At 69.1% G+C, this 23,583-nt stretch carries 22 protein-coding genes; 11 read left to right on the forward strand and 11 right to left on the reverse strand.

Annotated elements, in window-relative coordinates:
• Positions 1-115: 115 nt before the first annotated feature.
• Positions 116-1,081, reverse strand: a complete 966-nt coding sequence (locus tag A5752_RS16540; protein WP_067087672.1) for a diacylglycerol/lipid kinase family protein — start codon at positions 1,079-1,081, stop codon at positions 116-118.
• Between the two features lie 51 nt (positions 1,082-1,132).
• On the opposite strand from A5752_RS16540, the gene A5752_RS16545 reads away from it, so the two are divergent.
• Positions 1,133-1,561 (forward strand): hypothetical protein, encoded by a 429-nt coding sequence (locus A5752_RS16545; RefSeq protein WP_067087674.1) that lies wholly within the window; start codon positions 1,133-1,135, stop codon positions 1,559-1,561.
• Here the strand turns inward: A5752_RS16545 and A5752_RS16550 are convergent.
• The 3 genes from A5752_RS16550 to A5752_RS16560 are packed head-to-tail and all read right to left on the reverse strand — an operon-like array spanning position 1,510 to position 3,694.
• The gene (locus A5752_RS16550) at positions 1,510-1,995 is read right to left on the reverse strand and encodes a GNAT family N-acetyltransferase (protein WP_067087677.1); all 486 of its coding nucleotides are present in this window, start codon (positions 1,993-1,995) and stop codon (positions 1,510-1,512) included. The genes A5752_RS16545 and A5752_RS16550 overlap by 52 nt on opposite strands.
• Positions 1,992-3,086 (reverse strand): isochorismate synthase, encoded by a 1,095-nt coding sequence (locus A5752_RS16555; protein WP_067087678.1) that lies wholly within the window; start codon positions 3,084-3,086, stop codon positions 1,992-1,994. The genes A5752_RS16550 and A5752_RS16555 overlap by 4 nt, the downstream gene beginning before the upstream one ends.
• The gene (locus tag A5752_RS16560; RefSeq protein WP_067087680.1) at positions 3,083-3,694 is read right to left on the reverse strand and encodes an acid phosphatase; all 612 of its coding nucleotides are present in this window, start codon (positions 3,692-3,694) and stop codon (positions 3,083-3,085) included. The genes A5752_RS16555 and A5752_RS16560 overlap by 4 nt, the downstream gene beginning before the upstream one ends.
• A gap of 51 nt (positions 3,695-3,745) precedes the next feature.
• Between A5752_RS16560 and A5752_RS16565 the strand changes: the two genes are divergently transcribed.
• Complete coding sequence (locus A5752_RS16565; RefSeq protein WP_067087682.1) at positions 3,746-4,549, forward strand: ParA family protein; 804 nt, start codon at positions 3,746-3,748, stop codon at positions 4,547-4,549.
• On the opposite strand, the gene A5752_RS16570 is transcribed toward A5752_RS16565, so the two are convergent.
• Positions 4,546-5,760, reverse strand: a complete 1,215-nt coding sequence (locus A5752_RS16570; protein ID WP_067087684.1) for an Rv3212 family protein — start codon at positions 5,758-5,760, stop codon at positions 4,546-4,548. The two genes, A5752_RS16565 and A5752_RS16570, sit on opposite strands and share 4 nt — an antisense overlap.
• A 19-nt stretch (positions 5,761-5,779) precedes the next feature.
• The gene (locus tag A5752_RS16575; RefSeq protein WP_067087686.1) at positions 5,780-7,246 is read right to left on the reverse strand and encodes a DEAD/DEAH box helicase; all 1,467 of its coding nucleotides are present in this window, start codon (positions 7,244-7,246) and stop codon (positions 5,780-5,782) included.
• A gap of 243 nt (positions 7,247-7,489) precedes the next feature.
• Here A5752_RS16575 and A5752_RS16580 point away from each other — a divergent pair, with 243 nt between their 5' ends.
• Positions 7,490-8,185 carry a ferritin-like fold-containing protein gene (locus A5752_RS16580; protein ID WP_067087689.1) on the forward strand — a complete coding sequence of 232 codons (696 nt, stop codon included), beginning with the start codon at positions 7,490-7,492 and terminating at the stop codon, positions 8,183-8,185.
• A 15-nt stretch (positions 8,186-8,200) separates the two neighbouring features.
• Here the strand turns inward: A5752_RS16580 and A5752_RS16585 are convergent, their stop codons facing one another.
• Complete coding sequence (locus tag A5752_RS16585) at positions 8,201-8,965, reverse strand: hypothetical protein (RefSeq protein ID WP_067087691.1); 765 nt, start codon at positions 8,963-8,965, stop codon at positions 8,201-8,203.
• Between the two features lie 222 nt (positions 8,966-9,187).
• Here A5752_RS16585 and A5752_RS16590 point away from each other — a divergent pair, with 222 nt between their 5' ends.
• The gene (locus A5752_RS16590) at positions 9,188-9,433 is read left to right on the forward strand and encodes a DUF3107 domain-containing protein (RefSeq protein WP_067087693.1); all 246 of its coding nucleotides are present in this window, start codon (positions 9,188-9,190) and stop codon (positions 9,431-9,433) included.
• Here A5752_RS16590 and fasR read toward each other — a convergent pair.
• Complete coding sequence (gene fasR, locus A5752_RS16595; RefSeq protein ID WP_067087695.1) at positions 9,420-10,082, reverse strand: HTH-type transcriptional activator FasR; 663 nt, start codon at positions 10,080-10,082, stop codon at positions 9,420-9,422. The genes A5752_RS16590 and fasR overlap by 14 nt on opposite strands.
• Positions 10,083-10,266: 184 nt before the next feature.
• Between fasR and A5752_RS16600 the strand changes: the two genes are divergently transcribed.
• From A5752_RS16600 to A5752_RS16610, 3 genes are all read left to right on the forward strand, one after another.
• The gene (locus A5752_RS16600; RefSeq protein ID WP_067087697.1) at positions 10,267-11,295 is read left to right on the forward strand and encodes a DUF3152 domain-containing protein; all 1,029 of its coding nucleotides are present in this window, start codon (positions 10,267-10,269) and stop codon (positions 11,293-11,295) included.
• A 186-nt stretch (positions 11,296-11,481) separates the two neighbouring features.
• Entirely contained in the window at positions 11,482-12,660 is a 1,179-nt protein-coding gene (gene moeZ, locus A5752_RS16605) for an adenylyltransferase/sulfurtransferase MoeZ (RefSeq protein WP_067087699.1), read from the forward strand.
• Between the two features lie 36 nt (positions 12,661-12,696).
• Positions 12,697-13,551 carry a TIGR02569 family protein gene (locus tag A5752_RS16610; RefSeq protein ID WP_067087720.1) on the forward strand — a complete coding sequence of 285 codons (855 nt, stop codon included), beginning with the start codon at positions 12,697-12,699 and terminating at the stop codon, positions 13,549-13,551.
• 15 nt (positions 13,552-13,566) lie between these two features.
• On the opposite strand, the gene A5752_RS16615 is transcribed toward A5752_RS16610, so the two are convergent.
• Together A5752_RS16615 and A5752_RS16620 are read right to left on the reverse strand one after the other, a co-directional pair.
• Positions 13,567-13,863, reverse strand: coding sequence for an MGMT family protein (locus A5752_RS16615; protein ID WP_067087701.1), 297 nt, complete (start codon positions 13,861-13,863; stop codon positions 13,567-13,569).
• Between the two features lie 2 nt (positions 13,864-13,865).
• Complete coding sequence (locus tag A5752_RS16620) at positions 13,866-14,639, reverse strand: alpha/beta hydrolase (RefSeq protein ID WP_067087703.1); 774 nt, start codon at positions 14,637-14,639, stop codon at positions 13,866-13,868.
• A gap of 63 nt (positions 14,640-14,702) precedes the next feature.
• Here A5752_RS16620 and A5752_RS16625 point away from each other — a divergent pair, with 63 nt between their 5' ends.
• Both A5752_RS16625 and A5752_RS16630 read left to right on the forward strand, forming a co-directional pair.
• Positions 14,703-17,825, forward strand: coding sequence for an ATP-dependent helicase (locus A5752_RS16625; RefSeq protein WP_067087705.1), 3,123 nt, complete (start codon positions 14,703-14,705; stop codon positions 17,823-17,825).
• Positions 17,822-21,067, forward strand: a complete 3,246-nt coding sequence (locus A5752_RS16630) for an ATP-dependent helicase (protein WP_067087707.1) — start codon at positions 17,822-17,824, stop codon at positions 21,065-21,067. Before A5752_RS16625 ends, A5752_RS16630 begins: the two co-directional genes overlap by 4 nt.
• Here the strand turns inward: A5752_RS16630 and A5752_RS16635 are convergent.
• Positions 21,064-21,459 carry a DoxX family protein gene (locus A5752_RS16635; RefSeq protein WP_067087709.1) on the reverse strand — a complete coding sequence of 132 codons (396 nt, stop codon included), beginning with the start codon at positions 21,457-21,459 and terminating at the stop codon, positions 21,064-21,066. The two genes, A5752_RS16630 and A5752_RS16635, sit on opposite strands and share 4 nt — an antisense overlap.
• A gap of 48 nt (positions 21,460-21,507) precedes the next feature.
• On the opposite strand from A5752_RS16635, the gene A5752_RS16640 reads away from it, so the two are divergent.
• Positions 21,508-22,584 carry a potassium channel family protein gene (locus tag A5752_RS16640; protein ID WP_067087710.1) on the forward strand — a complete coding sequence of 359 codons (1,077 nt, stop codon included), beginning with the start codon at positions 21,508-21,510 and terminating at the stop codon, positions 22,582-22,584.
• Complete coding sequence (gene nudC / locus A5752_RS16645; protein ID WP_067087712.1) at positions 22,584-23,510, forward strand: NAD(+) diphosphatase; 927 nt, start codon at positions 22,584-22,586, stop codon at positions 23,508-23,510. Before A5752_RS16640 ends, nudC begins: the two co-directional genes overlap by 1 nt.
• The last annotated feature ends 73 nt before the right edge of the window (positions 23,511-23,583 follow it).

The following is a 23,583-nucleotide window of genomic DNA, read 5'->3' on the forward strand; positions in this document are numbered from 1 at the left end:
AATACTCGCGAGTTAACAAGTGCGCAATGTCACTAGGCCGGTGGCGTCACACGCCGTGCACTCGTCTGTACTAGACTCGATCCAACTGCGCCCAGAATCCTACGCTTGGGCATCATCATCGCAGGTCAGAGAGGTCCGCCGGGGCGGGCGCCAGCACTCCGAGCGCATCGGGAACCGCGGTGAACATCATCGAGTCTCTAAGTCCGATGTAATCGCCGTCGATCTGGCAGGCGACCGGTGCATCGCTGGTCACCTGCAGCCATGGAAGGTCGTCGTCGCGGACCAGGTGTTTTGCCTCGATACGGGCCTTCTTGGACAACATCCGCCGCACCAGCATCAAGTTTGCCCACACGTTCATGCTGGTCGTGGCGAAAAGTCCGAGCCCCGTCTCGAACGTCGTCATCGGGTTGGTCCACACCGGCCTGGCATTGGCGTACGTCCACGGGCTGGCGTTGGACACGAACGCGAAGTGGACGCCGCCGACCGGCTCGCGGTCGGGCAGATGCAGCGTCAGCGACGGTTCCTTGCGGGTGCTCGCCAGCACCTCGCGGATGGCCACGCGCACGTAGCGGGAGGCCGTCACCGCGCGTCCCTTGGCGCGCTGCGCCTCGACGGCCGCCACCACGTCCCCGTCCACACCCATCCCTGCCGTGAACACGCCCCAGCGCTCACCGCAGTCCATCAGACCGATGCGCCGCCACGTCTTGCGACGGCGGTACTCCGACAGCAGGTCGATCAGCTGATTGGTCGCCTCGATGGGATCGGGGCTGATGCCCAGCGCCCGCGCGAAGACATTGGCCGAACCGCCGGGGACCACACCGACGGCCGGTGCGGCGGCGCCGGGCCCGCCGACCTCCAGCACGCCGTTGACCACTTCGTTCACCGTGCCGTCGCCACCGTGCACGATGAGCACGTCGACGCCCTCACGGGCCGAGTCGCGGGCGATTTCGATGGCGTGGCCGCGATGGTCGGTGTGGACGACGGTCAGCTTCACCCGGCTCTCCAGGGCGTGGGCCAACAGATCGCGGCCGGCCGCGGTCGTCGAGGTCGCATTCGGGTTCACGATCAGCACGGCGCGCACGGGGTCCGAGCCTACTGAACGGGTTCGGCGCGCCCCTCTACGCTCGAGGGCGTGATCGTTCCATCGCCCACGACGGTGCGCCAAGCCGCGGTCCTCGTTGCCCTGGAGGGCGCGGCCGCGCTGGTGGCGGCGCTGGTGTACGTGGTGAGCGGGTTCGGCCTGGCCGAGGAGTCCGGCCTCAATAAGTACGGGACCGCGCTGTGGTTCGCGCTTATGGGCGGCGGGGTGCTCGCCGCGGGATGGGCCTTGTGGACGGGCAGGCGCTGGGGTCGTGGCATCGCGGTGTTCGCCCAACTACTGCTGCTGCCGGTCGTCTATTACATGGGGGTGGGCTCGAACCAGTGGCTGTATGCCGCCCCCATCGGTGTGATGGCGGTGGTCACGCTGATCCTACTGTTCAGCCCGTCAACCCTGGAATGGGTTGGGGCTCATGGAGATTCCGCGGCCAACTCCGACAGTTCGGGGCCGGAGACCCGGTAGGTGATCCACTCCGTCTGCGGCTTGCCGCCGACGGCGTCGTAGAGCGCGATCGCGTTGACATTCCAGTCCAGGACGGCCCACGAGAGCCGGGTGTACCCGTGCGTCGTACACTCGCGGGCCAAGGTGGCCAACAACTTTCGGGCCAGCCCACGCCTGCGGAACTGCGGTCGCACGAACAGGTCTTCGAGGTAGATACCGCCGACGCCGTCCCACGTGGAGAAGTTGAGGAACCACAGGGCACACGCGGCGGCCTGTCCGTCGACCTCGACGATGTGACCGAAGACGATGGCCGGATCGCCGAAAACCGCCTGGCGCATCTGCTCTTCGGTGACCGTGCAATCGTGCGCGGCGTGCTCGAACTCCGCGAGTTCGTGGACCATCGCTGTCAGTTCGCGTTCGTCGCCCGGGCGCACCCGGCGGATCAGCTCCGTCACCTGTCGACACCCAGCGCGGTGAGGATCGTCCCGAATTTCGTTGTGGTTTCCTCGACCTCGTCGTCGGGATCCGACTCGGCGACGATGCCTCCGCCCGAATACGCCTCGGCGGTACGGCGATCTGCGGACAGCTGGGCGCAGCGGATCGAGACCACCCACCGGCCGTCGCCGCGCTGATCGCACCACCCGACGGCGCCGGCGTAGAAGCCACGGTCGCCCTCGAGCTCTGTTATCAGGTCGGCGGCGGCGGCCGTGGGAACCCCACCGACCGCGGGCGTCGGGTGCAGGGCGATCGCCAAATCCAAAGCGGTGATCGATCTTTCGCGAAGCTTGCCGGTGATGCGGGTGGCCAGGTGCCATACCGAGTCGGTCTTGCGAAGCTCCGGCTCGGTCGCGACGTCGAGGTCAGAACAGAGCGGGTCGAGCGCGTCGCGGATCGTGTCGACCACGAACTGATGCTCGCGCAGGTTCTTCGCCGACGCGGCCAATGCGGCGCCGTTCGCCTGGTCGGTCTCAGGCTCGGGGGACCGGGGCGCCGATCCCGCGAACGGCGCGCAGACCACCTGGTCGCCTCGGCGGGCCACCAGCAGTTCGGGGCTGGCGCCCACCAGCACGGCGCCGGAGTAGCCGCCGCCCGCCGCGGTCAGATCGACGAGATAGCCGTTGGCCGCCGGGTCGGCGGTCAGAAGCCGGTGCAGGACGGTGCGCGCGTCCAACGGCCCGTCGGCCGCCAGTCGCAGGGCGCGGGCGAGCACGACCTTGTGCAACCCACTCGACGGGCTGTTGAGCCGGGTCACGGCCGTCGCGACGCGCGCACGGTGCTCATCGGGTTCCGGCAGCGACTCGGCGATGTGCACGCCGGGCATCTGGCGCAGCGGCCACTCCGGCAGCGCGTCGAGGAACTGAACGCTCTGCGGCCGGATCAGCGCCGCGGGTTTGGTCATGTCAAAAGGCAACGCGCCCAAGATGATCGGGGCGCTGTGCGATGCCAGCGCGGCGCGCGCGTCGGCGAGCTTCGGGAATGCGGTGTGCACCCCCTCCGCGACGACGGCGCCGCGGGAGGCCAGGACGAAGGTGGGTTCGCGAGTCACCGTGGTTTACACGGATCCTGGTGGCCGGTGAGTCCCTGCGCGATGATCTGGCGCATCGCGTGCTCGAAACCGAGCACCGCCAGGGAGGCGGGTGCCATTGCGAACCGGATGCCGCTCGGCACCGGCATCTCCACCCACCGCGCGATCATCGAGCGGGAGAAGTGCGCGTGCCCGACGAACACCACGTCGCGCGTCTCCATGTGGGTCAGCGCCACCTCGAGAGCGCTGTCGGCGCGCTGGCTGACCATCTCGATGCTTTCGCCGCCCTCGGCGCCGTGGGTCCAGATAAGCCAGTCGGGGACGGTCTCGCGGATCTGCGGTGTCGTCAGCCCCTCGTAGCGGCCATAGTCCCATTCCTGCAGAAGCGGCGACACCTCGTCGATGGTCAGCCCCGCCAGTTCGGCGGTCCGCACCGCGCGCCGCATCGGGCTGGAGACCACCAGCGGGTTGTCCAGTTCGAGTTCGGCCAGCGATTCGGCGGCCAGCTTGGCGCGCTCCTCGCCGGTCGCGGTCAGCTCGAGGTCGGTGCGGCCGGTGTGCCGACCGCTCTTCGACCACTCCGTCTCGCCATGACGAAGAAGGATCAGGCGGTGCTCCAGGAGGGCCACGCCGACTCATTCTGCCGCACGTCGCGTCGCGCTGTCCCGACCCGTGCAACGATGGGCACCGTGACGCGAGTACTTGCGGTCGCCAATCAAAAGGGTGGGGTAGCCAAGACGACGACGGTGGCGTCGTTGGGCGCGGCGATTCAGGAGACGGGCAAGCGGGTCCTGGTGGTGGACCTCGATCCGCAGGGATCGCTGACGTTCTCACTGGGTCACGACCCCGACAAGCTGCCGGTGTCGATCCACGAGGTGCTTCTCGGCGAGGTCGAACCCGACGCCGCCCTGGTGGACACGCCCGAGGGAATGACGCTGCTGCCGGCCAACATCGACCTGGCCGGCGCCGAGGCCATGCTGCTGATGCGCGCCGGGCGCGAGTACGCGCTCAAGCGTGCGCTGGCCAAGATCCTCGACCGCTATGACGTGGCGCTCATCGACTGTCCGCCGTCGCTCGGCGTGCTCACGCTCAACGGGCTGACCGCCGCCGACGAGGTCATCGTCCCGCTGCAGTGCGAGACGCTGGCGCACCGCGGGGTCGGGCAGTTCCTGCGCACCATCGCCGACGTGCAGGCGATCACGAACGCCGACCTCAAACTGCTGGGCGCGCTCCCGACGCTGTACGACTCGCGCACCACCCACAGCCGGGACGTGCTGCTCGACGTCGCCGACCGCTACGACCTGCCGGTGCTGGCGCCGCCGATCCCGCGCACCGTCCGCTTCGCCGAAGCCAGCGCCTCGGGAGCGTCGGTGCTCGCCAGCCGCAAGAACAAGGGTGCGGGTGCCTACCGCGAGCTGGCCGCGGCGTTGATGAAGCACTGGAAGAACGGCAAGCCGATGCCGACGTTCGCCCCGGAGATCTAGCCGCCCAAAGCCACCAGTTCGTCCCCCCGCTGCTCCAACAGCGTCGAGCCCGCCACCGCCGGCACCACCGGCGCCGCGCTCTGCGGCCGGGCCACCGGAATGTGGCGTTCGCCGCGGCCGGTTGCGGGATCGAACACGTCGTAGCCGTCGGTGACGGGAACGAGCAGGCGCCCCGCCATGAGCGTCGCCGGGCCCACGGGCTTGTTCGGACCGGCGGGTGTGACGGTGTAGCGGTACTCAAAGTTGTTGTCGGAGAACACCATGACGCTGTCGCCGGTCCACCAGGTGATCAGATCGCCCGCCCGCGACATGGTGGCCTGCGGCGACGGCGGACGCTCCACCGGCGTGCTGGCGAAGGTCTCGCCCGTCTCGTCGACGATGTTGACCACGGGTTTGGGTGTGGGCACGTAGACCGCGGTCATCGTGTCGGCGACGGCCACCACGCGAGCCCCCGAATCGCGCGCGACACCCTCCTGCGGCACGTACTTCAGGTCCGGGGTGTCTTCCTCGTCGGACGGCCGCAACAGCGTCAGGCGCAGATCTGACTGTCGCGGGCAGTCCTCGAGCACGGATACCGCGCTCGAACTCGCCTGCGCGGACACCAGCCGGCACAGCGGCAACGTGGGGACGTCCGGCTTGATGCGGGCGTCGAGCGCGCCGTAGCTGATCATCCGGACCATGTCGGAGCGCCACAGCTCCAGCCGGTTCTCACCCGCCGACAGCACCGTGGTGCCGTCGGACGACAGGGTCACCGAGGCGTCGGCGTAGGACGTGCGCGCCGAACCCCGCTTGCCGGTCTTGGCGTCGATGGTGCTGACCTGACCACATCCGCGCGTATCGGGGTAGACCGCGACCGCGTATTGGTAGACGTAGCTGACCCCGCACAGGTCGAGGTCGCGGGCGTAGGCCCACAGCGTGTCGCCGGTCGTGGGGTCGCGTCCCTCGACGGTCCGGCCGTCGCCGGTCACCACCGCGCCGCCGACCACCAGCGGCATCGTGGTCCGTCCGCTGGGTGCCGTCCACAGCTGCCGTAGCGACTCCGGAACCGCCTTGGCGGGCGTCAGCGCCGGCACAGGGGCGTCGGCGGGCTTGCTCAGGGTGGCCCGCGCGTCGCTGGTCCACCACACCAAAGCCGCCGTCACCACGACCACGACGCCGATCGCCAGCGCCACCATCACATCGGTGCGCGTGCGGCGTTCGGGTTTGACCATCGCGGGGGAGGCGCCGGGGCTAGCCGGCGCTGGCCGCGGCCTTGCGGGGCCGACGCCGGCGCCTGCGCTTCGCCGGGGCCGTGTCGCCGGAAGCCTCGCCGCTGCCGCCGGTGTCCTGGTCGGACGACGTCGCAGACGCCTCGGGATGTCCGGTGACCGGCTTGCCGCCGCGGGTGCGACGACGGTTGCGGTTGCGCTTGCGCGCCGGGGCGTCGGCCGACGTCTCCGCCGGTGCGCGCCTGCTGCTCTGCACCTTGACGGGCTCGCCGACCGTGCCGGTCGCCTCGGCCGGGATGCCCAGCTCGCTGTAGAGGTGCGGTGAGCTGGAGTACGTCTCGGCGGGATCGGGGCAGCCGAGGTTCAGCGCCTTGTCGATCATCGCCCAGCGCGCCATCTCGTCCCAGTCGACGAGGGTCACCGCGACACCGGTTTTGCCGGCGCGCCCGGTGCGCCCGATGCGGTGCACGTAGGCCTGCTCGTCCTCAGGGATCTGGTAGTTGATGACGTGGGTGACGTCGTCGATGTCGATGCCGCGGGCGGCGACGTCGGTGGCGACCAACACGTCGATCTCGCCGGTTCGGAACGCCTTGAGCGCCTTCTCACGTGCGCCCTGTCCGAGATCGCCGTGCACGGCACCGACCTTGAACCCGCGCTCGGCGAGTTCGTCGGAGACCTTTTGGGCGGTGCGCTTGGTGCGCGTGAAGATCATCGTCGCGCCGCGACCCTCGGCCTGCAGGATGCGGCTGACCATCTCGACCTTGTCCAGCGCGTGGGCGCGGTAGGCGAACTGTTCGGTGGTGTCGTGGGTGGCCGCCGAATGCGGGGCCTCGGCCCGGATGTGCGTCGGCTGGTTCATGAAGGTCCTGGCCAACGTGATGATCGGGTCCGGCATCGTCGCCGAGAACAGCATCGACTGCCTGCTGTCGGGGATCTGGCGCAGGATCCGCTCGATATCCGGCAGGAAGCCGAGGTCGAGCATCTCGTCGGCCTCGTCGAGCACCAGCATCGACAGGCCGCCGAGCTTCAAGTGACCCTGCTGGGCCAGGTCGAGCAGTCGCCCTGGCGTGCCGACGACCACGTCGACGCCCTTCTCGAGCGCCTCGATCTGGCCCTCGTAGGGCCGGCCGCCGTAGATCGACGTGACGGAGAGCTTGCGGTCACCGACGGTGAGGTACTTCGCGGCGGCCGCCAGATCGCCGTACACCTGCAGACACAGTTCGCGGGTGGGAACGACCACCAGCGCCCGCGGGACGCCCGTCAGGGGCCGGTCGGGATCGGTCGTGATCCGCTGGAGCAGCGGCACACCGAACGCGAGGGTCTTGCCCATACCGGTGCGGGCCTGACCGATCAGGTCGTCGCCGGCCAGTGCCATCGGCATGGTCAGCTCTTGAATTGCGAAGGGATGTTCTTTGCCATCCTCGGCGAGAGCGCGGACGATTTCGTCGCGAACTCCCAGTTCAGCAAATGTGGGATTGAGATGCGTCATACGCGAAAACGAGGCCTTTCAATTGTCATCCTCATGGCTTCCACGCGCGCACGAGTTCGACAAGAGATGGCCTGGTGAAGACCAAGGGCCCTGCACTGAGGTAGGCGGACCGACTGCGTGCACGCACATTTCTTGGGTCGAGGCGGCTTACAAAACGTCTTGCCAACTACCACGCCCGCAGCCATCATACCTGGCGGCCTCGGCCCGACGAGCGACCCGCCGACGGCGTTTATTGTTGGGCCCATGAACACGACGCCTTCGGCACCCGGGCAAACCGACTCGGCGACGTCGGGTGTGTCGGTCGACCATCCCGGCGTCACCGAGCTGTTCGCGCTGCTGGCCTACGGCGAGGTGGCGGCGTTCTACCGGCTCACCGACGAAGCCCGTATGGCGCCCAACCTCCGCGGACGCATCAACATGGCGACCATGGCGGCCGCGGAGATGAACCACTACGAGGTGTTGCGCGACGCGCTCGAGCGCCGCGGGGTCGACGTCGTGCCGGCAATGACGAAATACGCGTCCGCCCTCGAGAACTACCACCGGCTGACCACGCCGAGCACGTGGCTCGAAGCGCTCGTCAAGACCTACGTGGGCGATGCTCTCGCGGCCGACTTCTACCTCGAGATCGCCCACGCCCTGCCCGACGAGGTCGCCGATGTAGTGCGCGCGGTGCTCTCCGAGACTGGCCACTCCCAGTTCGTCGTCGCGGAGGTGCGCTCGGCGGTGACGGCCAGCGACAGGCAGCGCCACCGGCTCGCGCTGTGGTCGCGCCGGCTGCTCGGCGAGGCCATCACCCAGGCGCAGTTCGTGCTGGCCGACCACGACGAGCTCGTCGACCTGGTGATGGCCGGCGGCGAAGGGCTCACGCAGATGACCGAGTTCTTCGACCGGTTGCAGCGGACACACGCCTCCCGGATGGAGGAACTGGGCCTGGCTTGAACTACCTCGCCTGAACTACTGGGTGCAGGTCGCGATCATCGAGTTGTTGTTCTGCGTGGCGATCGCCGTGCCCGAGGCATCGAGGATGCTGCAGTTCAGCTGGCCGGCGACGCTGGTCGCGGTGACCGACTTGAGCTCGACGCCCGGGTCGAGGACCACCTGTTTGACCCACGGCAGTGCGACGTTGACGTCGGTCCGCAGCGCGCCCTGCCCGTCGGTGTAGATCACCGTGACCAGGTCGAGCAGCTGGCGGTTGCCCGTCACCCGGTAGGTGAAGGTCCGCGGTGAGGCCGGCGCCGGCGGGGGAACGGCCGCCTGCGCGGTGGGAGTGGGTGCGGGGGCGACCGGCGGCGGCGTCGTCTCGGCGCTCGGGGTGATCGTCGTGACGGTCTCCGGCGGCAGCGACGGGACGACGGGCGCAGCCCCCGAGGCGCGCGGTGCGGTGGTGGCGGGCGCGCTCGACGGCGCGGGCGCCTCGGACGTCGCGGTGGCCGAGACCGAACCGCTGTCGCCGCCGCCGAGGATGATTCCGGTGGTGCCGATCGCGATGAACAGGATCACCCCGGCGATGCCGGCGACCCACATCCAGCGCCGGTCGATGCTCTCCTCGTCGTACGCCTGCTCGTACTCGTCGTAGTCCTCGGGGTCGGACGGGCCGGGGTACTCGTAGACGAAATCGTCGAGGGGCGGCTCGGGGTAATCCGAGTAGCCGGAATAGCTGGGAATCCGCTCGGTCGGGGCCAGGGAGTACGGTGAGTGCGCGGTATAAGACCTGTTCATGTGGGCTTTTCCAGTCGTCTTTAGCATTACCGCGCCTGATGCTATCGAGGTGGAAGTGACACATGAGGTTTACTGGCCCGTGTGTTGGTTACGGTCCGGACTCGGTTCGGTCGCCTTTGGTCTCGACGCTTCGCTGACCGCGAACTCACCGGCGCGGTGTGCGCTCCGGCCGTCCACTAGCCTTAGCTCAAGTTCTTCGAGAAGACGGAAAGGGGCCCCGGCGTGGAGGTCAAGATCGGTGTCACGGACAGCCCGCGCGAGCTGAGCTTCAACAGCGCGCAGACACCCAGCGAGGTGGAGCAGTTGTTCACCGAGGCGCTGGCCAAGGATTCGGGTGTGCTGGCTCTGACCGACGAGAAGGGGCGCCGCTTCCTGGTGCAGACGTCCAAGATCGCGTACGTGGAGATCGGCGCGGCCGACGTCCGTCGTGTCGGCTTTGGGGTCGGCCTGGGGGCTAAGACCGGGTAAGCGGCACGTGTGACAGTCCGCCCCAAGCGAACTGGACGGTGCCCTCGACCGCGGCCTCTTTGGAGATCGGCCGGTCGTTGTTGAGCCAGTAGCGGGCGGAGTCCACGCTGATTGCGACCAGTCCCACCGCGATCATCCTGGCGCGGTGCGCCTCGAGCCCGGAATCCCGGCTGATCAGGTCGAACACTGCGTCGGTGCAGGCCTCGGTGGCCACCTTCACCTGCGCGGCGACCTGCGGTTCGTTGACGTAGTCGTTCTCGAAGATCAGCCGGTAACCCTGGCCGTCGTGCTCGATGAAGTCGAAGAACGCCTGGACGGCCGCGCGCAACCGCTGCCGGTTGTCGGTGGTCGTGCGCAGCGCTTGGCGCACACCGGAGACCAGGTTCTCCACGTGCTTGGCCAACACGGCCAGGTACAGCTCCAACTTCGATGAGAAATGTTGGTAGAGAACGGGTTTGCTTACCCCGGCGCGCTCGGCGATCTCGTCCATGCCCGCCGCGTGATAGCCGCGATCAACGAAAACCTCGCTGGCAGCGACCAGTAGCTGCCCCCGGCGCTCATCGCGCGGCAGCCTGCTGCCGCGCCGGTTCAACACTCCGCCGCTCGGCTGCGCGCCTCGCTTCGCGGCGGTGTTGGCGAGATCGCTCATCACATCCTTCGTCGGTGCGTCATCGAGTCTGGTTTTCGCAATGACCTTACTACCGTTGGTAAAGCGTGCAGGTGAGGCGCGGCTCACAGTGCACCGGGGGTCGATGGCGCGCCAAAAGTATGAGGGCGCTGACCTGTGTCATCCTGTTGCGGTGACCTACGACTCCCGTACTCGAGGAGGACAGATGGGTCCCGAACACGGCGGGGGTGTTCGCGTGCCCGCGCTGCGTGACGAATGGCGCGAGCCGCTGCGCGCCCAGCGCGATCCGCTAGCGGAGAGCTCGGGTCGGGTGAGGTCCAATCGCGACGAGCACCGCGGCTTCCGCAAACAGACGTGGCTCGGTCGGTTCGTCTCCACCTACGGCTGGCGGGCCTACGCACTGCCGGTGCTGATCGTGTTGACCGCCGTCGTCATCTACCAGACGATCACCGGCACCAGCGCCCCCGCGCCCAAACAGGCCGAGGGACCCGTGCAAGGACCGCCGACCATCGGAGTGGCGAGCACGGCGATCATCGGCGCCCCGCCCAAGGGGCTGACGCAGTTCGACGCCAACCTGCCGACCGGCATCCTGCCGCAGGGTGGCCCGTTCACCGAGGCCGGCGCGAAGACGTGGCACATCGTGCCGGGCACCACGCCACAGATCGGCCAGGGCACCGCGAAGACGTTCACCTACACCGTCGAGGTCGAAGACGGCATCGACACCGCACCGTTCGGTGGCGACGAGGCCTTCGCCCGCATGGTCACCGAGACGCTGGCCAATCCCAAGAGCTGGACGCACAACCCGCAGTTCGCGTTCACCCGCATCGACGCCTCGTCCGGCATCGAACCCGACTTCCGGGTGTCGTTGAGCACGCCGATGACCGTTCGCGAGGGCTGCGGCTACGACATCCAACTCGAGGCGTCCTGCTACAACCCGGCCTATCGAGACGGGCAGCCGCGCGTGTTCATCAACGAGGCGCGCTGGGTGCGCGGCGCGGTGCCGTTCCAGGGTGACATCGGCTCATATCGGCAGTACGTGATCAACCATGAGGTCGGCCACGCGATCGGCTATCAGCGGCACGAACCGTGCGGGGGCAACGACCAACTGGCGCCGGTCATGATGCAGCAGACCTTCTCGACCAACAACAACGACGCCGCTCGCTTCGACCCGCAGTCGGTTCAGCCCGACAACCACAGCTGCAAGCCCAACCCCTGGCCGTACCCGATCGCCTGACCTCCCGTTGCGCGAGCGTGCGTGTTTGCACACAACACGCCGCGACTTCTCGACATTGTGCGCACGTTCACCGGCCGCGAGCGTGCGGGTATGCCTGAGGGAAGCGATCACCGCTCGTTGCTGTTGAATGTCGTAACTGCTGTGATGGTCATAGACGTTGAATCAGGTGGATCAAGGAGAAACACGGTGTCGACACCGTTGCCGCCGCTGGTAGAACCGGCGGCCGAACTCACCCGCGAGGAAGTGGCGCGCTACAGCCGTCACCTCATCATCCCCGACCTCGGCCTGGACGGGCAGAAGCGGCTGAAGAACGCCAAGGTGTTGGTCATCGGCGCCGGCGGGCTGGGCTCGCCGACCTTGCTCTACCTCGCCGCGGCCGGCGTCGGCACCATCGGGATCGTCGAGTTCGACGTGGTCGACGAGTCGAACCTGCAGCGCCAGATCATTCACGGCCAATCCGACATCGGCCGGTCGAAGGCTGAGAGCGCCCGCGACTCGATTCTCGACATCAACCCGCTGGTGACGGTCAATCTGCATCAGTTCCGGCTGGAACCCGACAACGCCGTCGAGCTCTTCGAGCAGTACGACCTGATCCTCGACGGGACCGACAACTTCGCGACGCGCTACCTCGTCAACGACGCCGCCGTGCTCGCGCATAAGCCCTACGTCTGGGGGTCCATCTTCCGGTTCGAGGGCCAGATCTCGGTCTTCTGGGAGGACGCCCCGAACGGGCTCGGATTGAACTACCGCGACCTGTACCCGGAGCCGCCACCGCCGGGGATGGTGCCGTCGTGCGCCGAGGGCGGGGTGCTGGGCATCCTGTGCGCTTCGGTCGCGTCGGTGATGGGCACCGAGGCCATCAAGCTGATCACCGGCATCGGCGAGACGCTGCTGGGCCGCCTGATGGTGTACGACGCGCTCGACATGACGTACCGCACGATCAAGATCCGCAAGGACCCGTCGACGCCAAAGATCACCGAGCTGATCGACTACGAGGAGTTCTGCGGCGTGGTGTCCGACGCCGCCGCCGAGGCCGCGGCCGACTCGACGATCACCCCGCGCGAGCTCAAGGAACTGATCGACTCCGGCAAGCCGCTGGCGCTGATCGACGTGCGCGAACAGGTCGAGTGGGACATCAACCGCATCGAGGGCGCCGAGCTGATCCCCAAGGGCGCCTTCGAAACGGGCGAGGCGCTGGCCAAGTTGCCCACCGACCGGACGCCGGTGTTCTACTGCAAGACCGGTGTGCGTTCGGCCGAGGTATTGGCCATCGCCAAGAACGCCGGGTTCTCCGACGCGATGCACGTACAGGGCGGCATCGTTGCATGGGGTCATCAACTCGAACCCGACATGGTCATGTACTAACGGCTGGTTTGCCGAAACTCCGCTTACGCTGAGGTGGTGACTGTCGAACGGCCACCGGATCATGTGCTGGCCGCGTTCGGCCTGACCGGTGTCGCGCCCGTTGCGCTCGGGCCGGGTTGGGAGGGCGGGTGGCGCTGCGGCGAGGTGGTGGTGTCGATGGTCGCCGACCACGCCCGCGCCGCATGGTCGGCCAAGGTCCGCGAGACGTTGTTCGTCGACGGGGTGCGCCTGGCGCGTCCCGTGCGGTCCACCGACGGACGGTATGTCGTTGCGGGGTGGCGCGCGGACACCTTCGTCGCCGGAACTCCCGAACCCCGCCACGACGAGGTGGTCTCGGCCGCGGTGCGCCTGCACGAGGCGACGGCCAAGCTCGAACGCCCGAGGTTCTTGACGCAGCCACCGGTGGCGCCGTGGGGCGACGTCGATGTGTTTATCGCCGCCGACCGCGCCGCGTGGGAGGAACGGCCGCTGCACTCGTTGCCGCCGGGCGCCAAGGTATCGCCGGGTTCCGCCGACGGGCAGCGGTCGGTCGAACTGCTCAATCAGCTTGCCACCCTGCGTAAGCCGACGAAGAGCCCGAGCCAGCTGGTCCACGGAGACCTCTACGGCACTGTGCTTTTCGCCGGCACCGCCGCACCCGGTATCACCGACATCATCCCGTACTGGCGTCCGGCGTCCTGGGCAGCAGGCGTCGTGGTGGTCGACGCGCTGTCCTGGGGCGAGGCCGACGACGGGCTCATCGAACGCTGGAGTCCGCTTCCCGAATGGCCGCAGATGTTGTTGCGCGCGTTGATGTTCCGCATCGCCGTGCACGCGCTTCATCCGCGGTCGACGGCGGCCGCCTTCCCCGGTCTGGCGCGCACCGCGGCGCTGGTCCGCCTCGTGCTCTGAAAACCGGCGCCCGGCTCAGAATTCGTGCCGTACCTCGGCAAGCCGGATCCGTCCGTCATGGGCGAGCACGCCTTCGGCGCGAAGACGCTCGAGTTGCCGCGTTGCCAGGTGCGGAGCCGGTCTACCCGATGCGGTGATCACCCGGTGCCACGGCAGGTCCGACGAGTCGGTGCGCATGATCCAGCCGACGATGCGAGGGCTGGAAAGCCCTGTGGCATCGGCGATGTCGCCGTAGGTCGACACGCGGCCCGGCGGAATCGCGGCGACCAGCGCGCGCACGGCCTCCACCTGCTCGTCGGTGACCCGCGTCATCGTTACGACTCGAGCTGCTCGCGGATCAACGCCGCCGTCTCGGCGGGTTTGGCCTGCGCCACCATGTGATCGCAGTCCCACTCCTGCAGCGTGAAGTCCGCACCGAGATGCTGCATGAGCGTGGCGATGAGTTCGTCGTTCGCGTACGGCGGCTTGGTGCGACCGGCGCGCACGAGTGTCGTGGGAGTACCGCTGCGCGGCAACGTGACCGGGCGGGCGAGCTCGCTCCAGTACGACATCATCGCCGGAATGCTGACCCGCCAGCCGACGCGCCCGGACGGCAGCGTGACCAGATGCTCGTCGAGTTCGCGGTCGAGTTCGGCGGGCTCGACCTCACCCCACGACCCGTTCGCTTTCTCGGCGCGCGCCTCGGCGCGGTCGGTGTAGTCGGGGGAGGCGAACATGTCGTCGGCGATCTGGCGCATCCAGTCGCCGTCGAGGCCCACGGCGGGGTCCAGCAGGACGATCCGCGAGACCAGGTCCGGCCGGGCGGCAGCCAGATTCAGCGCTACCGCGCCGCCGAAGGAGTGCCCGACCACCACGGCGGGGTCCTCGAGCAGCGCGGCCAGCGCCGCGACGTTCGCGTCGATCGACCACGGTGCCGCCCATGACGAGTGCCCGTGCCCGATCAGGTCCGGTGCGACGACCGCGTACTCGGGCAGGTGGCGGGTGGCCAGCGTCTGCCACCGCTGACCGTGGCCGGTGAGGCCGTGAATCGCCAATACCTGTGTGGGCCCGGCCGGCCCGTAGCGGTGCACGTGCAGAAGTTCGGTCACGGCTGTTGATGCTGCCAGTCCCGCTCAGGGCAACTTGTCGGACCCCCGTGGTCTCATGCCCTCATGTCCGCACCGCACACCGACCTCACGCCGAGCGCGCTCACCGATCCCGGCACTCGCGGCGTCTTCCGGGTGATCGGAGGAGCCGGCACCGGTAAGAGTTCGCTGCTGGTGTCGGTGGCGGTCGCGCACATCGCCGCGGGCATGGATCCGGAATCGGTTCTGCTGCTGACCGGTTCGTCCCGGCTCGGCGCACAGGCGCGCGCCCGGATCACCTCCACGCTGTTGCAGGCGGGCACCCGCGCGGTGGTGCGCGAACCGTTGGTGCGCACCGTGCACTCGTATGCGTTCGCGGTGCTGCGCCTGGCCGCCCAGCGCAACGGCGATCCGCCGCCGCGGTTGATCACCAGCGCGGAACAGGACGGCATCATCCGCGAGCTGCTCGCTGGCGATCTCGAGGACGGTGACCGCGCGGCCACCGCGTGGCCGCACCACCTGCGGCCGGCGTTGAGCACGGTCGGCTTCGCCAACGAGCTGCGAGACTTGTTGGCCCGCTGCGCCGAACGGGGCATCGATCCCGTCGACTTGCAACGCATCGGGCGGCGCTCGGGCAGGCCGGAGTGGCTGGCGGCCGGTCAGTTCGCCCAAGCCTACGAACAGATCATGCTGTTGCGTTCGGCCGTGGGCATGGCGGCACCGCAGGCCACCATCCCCGCACTCGGCGCGGCCGAACTGGTGGGTGCGGCACTCGAGGCGCTGGCCACCAACAGTGAACTGCTGGCCGCCGAGCGGGCCCGGGTCAAAGTTCTCCTCGTCGACGACGCGCAGCAGCTCGATCCGCAGGCCGCGCGACTGGTCCGGGTGCTGTCTGCGGGCGCCGAAATCACCGTGGTCGCGGGCGATCCCAACCAGGCGGTGTTCGGCTACCGCGGCGCCGACCCGGCGCTGTTGCGCGGCGAGGAGCCGGCGATCGTGCTCACCGAGTCGCGCCGCTGCGCACCGGCGGTGGCCGAGGCCATCACCGAGGTCGCGCGACGGCTGCCCGGCGTCGAACACGGCCGCGTGCTGACGGGAGCGCCGGGCCCGTCCGGCACAGTGGCCGTCCGCATCGCGGCCTCACCGCACGCGGAGTCGGCGATGATCACCGACGCGCTACGACGGGCACACCTGGTCGACGGCGTCCCGTGGTCCCAGATGGCGGTCATCGTGCGATCGGTGCCCCGGCTCGGCACGGCGCTGGCTCGCACACTGGCCGCGGCGAGCGTTCCCGTGGACACGCCGACGCCGGCGATGCCACTCGCGGACCAGCCCGCCGTGCAGGCTCTGCTCACGGTGTTGGCCGCGACGGCACACGGGCTCGACGCCGAACAGGCGTCGGCTCTGCTGACCGGCCCGATCGGACGCGTGGATCCGGTGTCGCTGCGCCAGTTACGACGAGCGCTGCGACGCACCGACGGCTCCCAACCCCCACGCGAATTCGGCGAATTGCTGGTCGAGGCGTTGGAGCACGGCGTGGACGGGTTGCCCGAGAATCTCGGCCGGCCGTTGGACCGCGTACGCAAGGTGCTGGTCGCCGCCCGCCGCAGCGCCGAGGCCGGAGCCGACCCGCGCTACACGTTGTGGCAGGCGTGGCACCGCACCGGATTGCAACGCCGCTGGCTGGCGGCGAGCGAACGCGGCGGCGTATCCGGGGCGCAGGCCGACCGCGACCTCGACGCCGTCACCGCGCTGTTCGACGTCGTCGAGCAGTACGTGAACCGGACCGCGGGCGCCACCCTGCGCGGGTTGATCGACCACGTCGCGGGCCTCGGGTTACCCGCCCGAGACGAGGATGGACAGGCCGAGGCGGTCGCCGTGCTCAGCGCCCATGCCGCGATGGGACGTGAGTGGGAGTTCGTCGTCATCGCCGGAGTTCAGGAAGGCCTGTGGCCCAACACCGTTCCGCGAGGCGGCGTGTTGGCCACCCAGCACCTGGTCGATCTGCTGGACGGTGTCACCGATGGCGGCGACGGCGTGTCGACCCGGGCGCCGTTGCTGGCAGAGGAACGCCGTCTGTTGGTCGCGGCGATGGGCCGTGCCCGCGGCAGGCTGCTGGTGACGGCGGTCGACAGCGACAGTGGCGACGAGTCGTTGCTCCCGTCGGCGTTCTGCTATGAGTTGAGCGCTCTGGTCGCAAATGACGAATCCGACATCACCACGCCTGTCATCGCACCGCGCGTATTGGCGCCCGCGGCGTTGGTGGGACGGTTGCGCGCAGTGGTGTGCGCGGCTGACGGCGCCGTCGACGACACGTCGCGTGCCTGCGCTGCAACGCTTTTGGCGCGCTTGGCGGCGGCCGGGGTGCCGGGTGCCGACCCCGGGCAATGGCAGTCGATGACGCCGTTGTCCAGCGAGGATCCGCTGTGGAGCGGGGACGACCACACCGTGACGCTGTCGCCGTCGACGCTGCAGATGCTCACCGACTGCCCGTTGCGCTGGCTGCTGGAGCGGCACGGCGGCGCCGACGGCCGCGACGTGCGCTCGGCCGTCGGCTCCCTGGTGCACGCCCTCGTTTCCGACCCTGGGCGCACCGAGAGCCAGATGGTCAACGAGCTCGAAAAGGTCTGGCCGAAGCTGCCGTTCGACTCTGACTGGTATGCCGACAACGAGCTCACCCGGCACCGCGCGATGTTGGCGACTTTCGCGCAGTGGCGCGCGCAGACCAGGGGCCGGCTCACCGAGGTCGGAACCGAGATCGGCGTCGACGGTGTCGTGGTCGACGGCGCGGACGGTGAGCCCGCTGTGCGGGTGCGTGGGCGGGTCGACCGCCTCGAGCGCGACGGCGAGGGCCGCCTCGTCGTCGTCGACCTCAAGACCGGCAAGAGCCCGGTGACCAAGGACGACGCGCAGAACCACGCCCAGTTGGTGATGTACCAACTCGCCATCGCCGAAGGCCTTTTCGAACAGGGAGATTCGCCGGGTGGCGGCCGTCTGGTGTACCTGGGCAAGAACGGCGCGTCGGGTCCGACCGAGCGGGAACAGGACGCGCTGACACCGGAGAAGCACGCCGCGTGGCGCGACACCGTGCGCCGGGCGGCGGCGGCCACCCAGGGCCCGGAGTTCGTCGCGCGGATCAACGACGGCTGCGCCCATTGCCCAGTGCGGGCGATGTGTCCCGCCCAGGCCGCCGCAGGAGGACAGTCATGACGCCGCGCTACAGTCCGCACGAACTCGCTGCCGCGCTGGGCCTTTTCGCGCCGACCGACGAGCAGACCGCCGTGATCGCCGCCCCACCGGGTCCTCTCGTGGTGATCGCCGGCGCCGGTGCGGGCAAGACCGAGACGATGGCCGCGCGGGTGGTGTGGCTGGTCGCGAACGGGTTCGCCCGACCCGGCGAGGTTCTCGGCCTCACCTTCACGCGCAAGGCCGCCGGACAACTGCTGCGCCGCGTCCGCACCCGGCTTGCCCGGCTCGCCGGTGCCGGGCTGCTGGAGAGCGGCGACCTCACCGACGAACCGCCCACAGTCAGCACATATCACGCGTTCGCCGGCAACCTGCTGCGTGAGCACGGCCTGCTGCTTCCGGTGGAGCCCGAGACCCGGCTGCTGAGCGAAACCGAACGGTGGCAGTTGGCCTTTCGCGTCGTGTGCGAACACCCAGAGCTCGACACGGAGAAGACGCCCGCGGCGGTGACGTCGATGGTGTTGCGCCTGGCCGGTCAGCTCGCCGAGCATCTCGTCGACACCGATCAACTGCGCGACACCCACGTCGAGCTCGAACGGCTGGTGCACACGCTGCCCGCCGGCCCGTATCAGCGCGACCGGGGGCCCAGCCAATGGCTGCTGCGGCTGCTGGCCACCCAGACCGAACGCACCGAACTGGTGCCGCTGATCGACGCGCTGCATCAGCGGATGCGCGCCGCGAAGGTGATGGACTTCGGCATGCAGATGGCCTCGGCCGCACGGCTGGCCGAGAACTTCCCGCAAGTCGGCGAGGAACTGCGTCGGCGGTACCGGGTGGTGTTGCTCGACGAGTACCAGGACACCGGGCATGCGCAGCGGGTCGCGTTGTCGTCGTTGTTCGGCGGCGGGGCGGACGACGACCTCGCGCTGACCGCGGTCGGCGACCCCATCCAGTCGATCTACGGGTGGCGCGGCGCCTCGGCGACCAACCTGCCGCGCTTCACCACCGATTTCCCGCGGTCGGACGGGACGCCGGCACCCACCCTGGAACTGCGGACGAGCTGGCGCAACCCGCCCCGTGCGCTTCATCTGGCCAACGCCGTTTCGGAGCAGGCGCGGCGTCGTTCCGTCGCGGTGCGCTCACTACTGCCCCGACCCGATGCCCAGCCGGGGACGATCCGGTTAGCGCTGCTGAACGATGTTGCAGCCGAACGGGACTGGGTTGCCGACCACATCGCCGGCCTCTACGACCGCGCCCGCGACGAGGGAGTGCCGGCGCCGACGGCGGCCGTGCTGGTGCGGCGCAACGCTGACGCGGCACCGATGGCCGACGCGCTCACCGCTCGCGGTGTGCCGGTCGAGGTCGTCGGACTGGCGGGCCTCTTGGGCGTGCCGGAGGTCGCCGACATGGTGGCGATGCTGCGGATGATCGCCGACCCGACTGCGGGCAGCGCGGCCATGCGGGTGCTCACCGGACCGCGCTGGCGGCTGGGCGGCCGCGATATCACCGCACTGTGGCGGCGCGCGGTGCAACTCGACGACACCGGGCAGGCCGAACCCTCCGGGGTCGCCGACCGCATCGCCGCGCAGGCCGCCCCCGACGCCGATACCGCATGCCTCGCCGAAGCCGTCACCGATCCCGGTGCGCCCGACCAGTATTCGCCGGCGGGTCACGCGCGGATCGTCGCGCTCGGTCGTGAGCTCACCGCGTTGCGGGCGCACCTGTCGCATCCGCTGCCCGAACTCGTGGCCGAGGTGCGCCGCGTTCTCGGCATCGACACCGAAGTGCGTGCGCGCCGCCCGGTCTCGGCGGGGTGGTCGGGCACCGAACATCTCGACGCGTTCGCCGATCTGGTCGCCGATTTCGCGAATCGTCCGGGCGCCGATGTGACTGGTCTGCTCGCGTACCTCGACGCCGCCGAGGAGGTGGAGAACGGGTTGGCTCCCGCCGAAACCTCCGTCGCCGCCGACCGGGTGCAGATCCTGACCATTCACGCGGCCAAGGGACTCGAATGGCAGGTCGTCGCCGTTCCGCACCTGAGCGGCCGAGTGTTTCCGTCCACCGGCACCGCCCGCACCTGGCTCACCGACGCGGGGGACCTGCCGCCGCTGCTGCGCGGCGACCGGGCGACGCTGTCCGAGCACGGGGTCCCGGTGCTCGACACCACCGACGTCAACGACCGCAAGCGGCTGTCCGACGTGATCGCCGAGCACAAGAAGAACCTCGAACAACGCCGCATCGACGAGGAACGCCGCCTGCTCTACGTGGCGCTCACCCGCTCCGAGGACACGCTGCTGTTGTCGGGCCACCACTGGGGAGCCTCGGAGAGCAAGGCCCGCGGCCCGTCGGAGTTCCTTCGCGAGCTCAAGGACATCATCGACCAGTCCGCCGACGAGGGACGACCCTGCGGCGTAGTCGAACACTGGGCGCCCGCTCCCGCCGACGGTGAGCCGAACCCCCTGCGCGACACGGCGATCGAAGCCGTCTGGCCCGCCGACCCGGCGGGCTCGCATCGCAACGACGTGGCCCGCGGGGCTCGGATTGTCGCCGAGGCGATGGCGGGCACGCGCAGCGAGGAACTCCTCGACTCCGAAGAAGGGTGGGCCGACGATGTCGACGCGCTCATCGAGGAGCGCAACCGGGTCGTCGAACCGTCGACCGCTGCGCTACCGCTGCAGCTCTCGGTCAGCACGATGGTCGAGCTCAATAAGGACCCTGAGGCGGTGTCGCAGCGGCTTCGCCGCAGGCTGCCGACTCGGCCCGACCCGCATGCGTTGCTGGGCACCGCATTTCACGACTGGGTGCAGCGCTTCTACCACGCCGATCGGCTGTTCGACCTGGACGATCTACCGGGCGCGGTCGACCACGAGACCGCCGTGGCGGAGGAACTGGCCGAGCTGCAGGCGGCGTTCGCGGTGTCGCCGTGGGCGGCCCGCACCCCGATCGACGTCGAGGTGCCGTTCGACATGGTCATCGGCGATCGGGTGGTGCGCGGACGCATCGACGCCGTGTTCGCCGACGAAAACGGAGGAGCCATCGTGGTCGACTGGAAGACGGGCGAACCGCCGAACACACCGGAAGCCGTACAGCACAACGCGATTCAGCTCGCCGTGTACCGGCAGGCGTGGGCCGCGCTGCACGGCGTCGCGGTCGAGTCGGTGCGGGCGGCGTTCCACTATGTGCGCAGAGGCGTCACCGTCACCCCCGAGAACCTGCCCGATCTCGACGAGCTGGCCGGGCTGCTGGAGACGGCGGAGGCGGCCTAAGAGGTGCGGTAGACCTTCACGGCCTCGACGATCATCGGAATCTGCAGCGGCAGGCGGGCGATCGCGATCAACCGCATCGGCAGCGGTTTGTTCTTCCACAGCCGCACCATGTTGATGTTGGCCGGATACACCGCGAGGAACAGCGCGACGGCGGCCAACGCGCCGAAACGTCGCGTCTTCGGTGACAGCAGTAGACCTGCCACGCCGATTTCGGCGACGCCCGAGGCGTAGGTGTAGAGGCGCGGGCTGCCGGGCAGCTCGGCCGGAATGATGCCGTCGAACGGCTTCGGGGCGACGAAGTGCAGCGTCCCGATCCCGAGCAGGCCGGCCGCCATCCGATAGGCGCGCGAGGGGTTGGCGACTTGCTGCAGTCCGGGCGGGGGAGAGGTCATGATTACATTGTGGCGTGCACAACCCTGCGAGACCGGTAACGGGTCTTCGTGGCGAAAGGTAGGCTGCGGCGCCGGCTCGCCGCGATCGAGCAGGACCTGACCTCGCAGCCCGACTCGCGGCTCGTTGACATCCTGCGGATCCCCGAAGCGTGGGTCAGCCCCACCCAGCGGATCATTCGTCGCGTCATCTACGCGACGCTGGCACTGATGGCCGCCGTGTTCATCGTCTACCTTGACCGCGACGGCTACCGCGACGTGCAGGACAACCAGCTGTCGTTCCTGGACTGCCTGTACTACGCGACGGTGTCGCTGTCGACGACCGGCTACGGCGACATCACCCCGTTCACCCCCGAAGCCCGGTTGATCAACGTCCTGGTGATCACCCCGCTGCGCGTGGCGTTCCTGATCGTGCTGATCGGTACGACGGTGGAGACGCTGACCAGCCAGTCGCGGGCGGCATTGAAGATCCAGCGATGGAGGAGCAGAGTGCGCAACCACACCGTCGTCATCGGCTACGGCACCAAGGGCAGGACGGCGGTCGCCGCGATGGTCGGCGACGAGGTCGCACCCGCCGACATCGTCGTCGTCGACGAGAACGCGGGCGTGCTCGAACGCGCCCGCAGCGCCGGACTGGTCACCGTCCACGGCGACGCGACCAAGGCCGACATCCTGCGTCTGGCCAGCGCCCAGCACGCCAGGTCGATCATCGTCGCCACCGACGACGACGCCAGCGCCGTTCTGGTCACCCTGACCGCGCGCGAACTCGCGCCGAACGCCAAGATCATCGCCGCCGCCCGCGAATCGGACAATCAGCACCTGCTGCGGCAGTCAGGCGCCGACTCGACCGTCGTGTCGTCGGAGACCGCGGGCCGGCTGCTCGGCATAGCCACCCAGACGCCCAGCGTTGTGCAGATCATGGAAGACCTGTTGACGCCCGACGCCGGCTTCGCGATCGCCGAGCGTGAGGTGACCCCCAAAGAGGTGGGCGGATCCCCGCGCCACCTCCACGACATCGTGCTCGGCGTGGTCCGCGGCGGCGAACTGCTGCGGGTCGACTCGCCGGAAGTGGACACCGTCGAATCCGGTGACCGGCTGCTCTACATCCGCAACGCGGACACCGAGTGATGGCCCCGTTCCGCCTACGCAACGTCCCGCTGCTGTCGCGTGTCGGTGCCGACCGGGCCGACGCCCTGCGCACCGACGTCGACGCCGCACTGGCCGGATGGCCCGACGCGCTGCTTCTGCGCGTCGACCGCCGCAACCAGGTGTTGATCTCCGACGGTCGCGTCGTGCTCGGCAGCACCGCCAAGTTGGGCGACCGCCCGCCGGAGAACGCCGTCTTCCTCGGTCGGCTGAACGACGGCAGGCATGTGTGGGCGGTGCGCGGCGCGCTCGAGGGTCCCGAGGACCCTCACACCGAAACCGAAGTGCTCGATCTGCGCCGGGCCGGCCAGGTCTTCGATGACGTCAGCGCGCAGCTCGTCGCGACCGCGACCGCGCTGCTCAACTGGCACGACCACGCGCGATTCAGCGCCGTGGACGGCGCACCCACCAAGCCGGTCAAGGGTGGCTGGGCGCGGATCAACCCGCTCAACGGGCACGAGGAGTTTCCCCGCATCGACCCGGCGGTGATCTGTCTCGTGCACGACGGCCACGACCGCGCGGTGCTGGCCCGTCAAACGGTCTGGCCGGAACGGCTGTTCTCGATCCTCGCCGGCTTCGTCGAGGCCGGCGAGTCGTTCGAAAGCTGCGTGGTGCGCGAGATCGCCGAGGAGATCGGGCTGACCGTCACCGACGTAACCTACCTGGGCAGCCAGCCGTGGCCGTTCCCGCGCTCGCTGATGGTCGGCTTCCACGCCATCGGCGATCCCGAACAGGAGTTCTCGTTCAACGACGGCGAGATCGCCGAGGCGGCCTGGTTCACCCGCGCTGAGATCCGCCAGGCCCTCGACCACGGCGACTGGAGCAGCGACTCACCGTCGCGGCTGCTGCTTCCCGGCTCGATCTCGATCGCCCGGGAGATCATCGAATCCTGGGCGGCGCTGGACTAGCTGTTCTGACCACGGACGTTAGGTACGGCGTGGCGTGGTGACATGACGAAGACCTCCGAGTGAAGTGCGAGCT

Origin of the sequence: Mycobacterium sp. 852002-51961_SCH5331710, from assembly GCF_001665535.1 — a bacterium.
In the GTDB taxonomy this organism is placed as follows: domain Bacteria; phylum Actinomycetota; class Actinomycetes; order Mycobacteriales; family Mycobacteriaceae; genus Mycobacterium.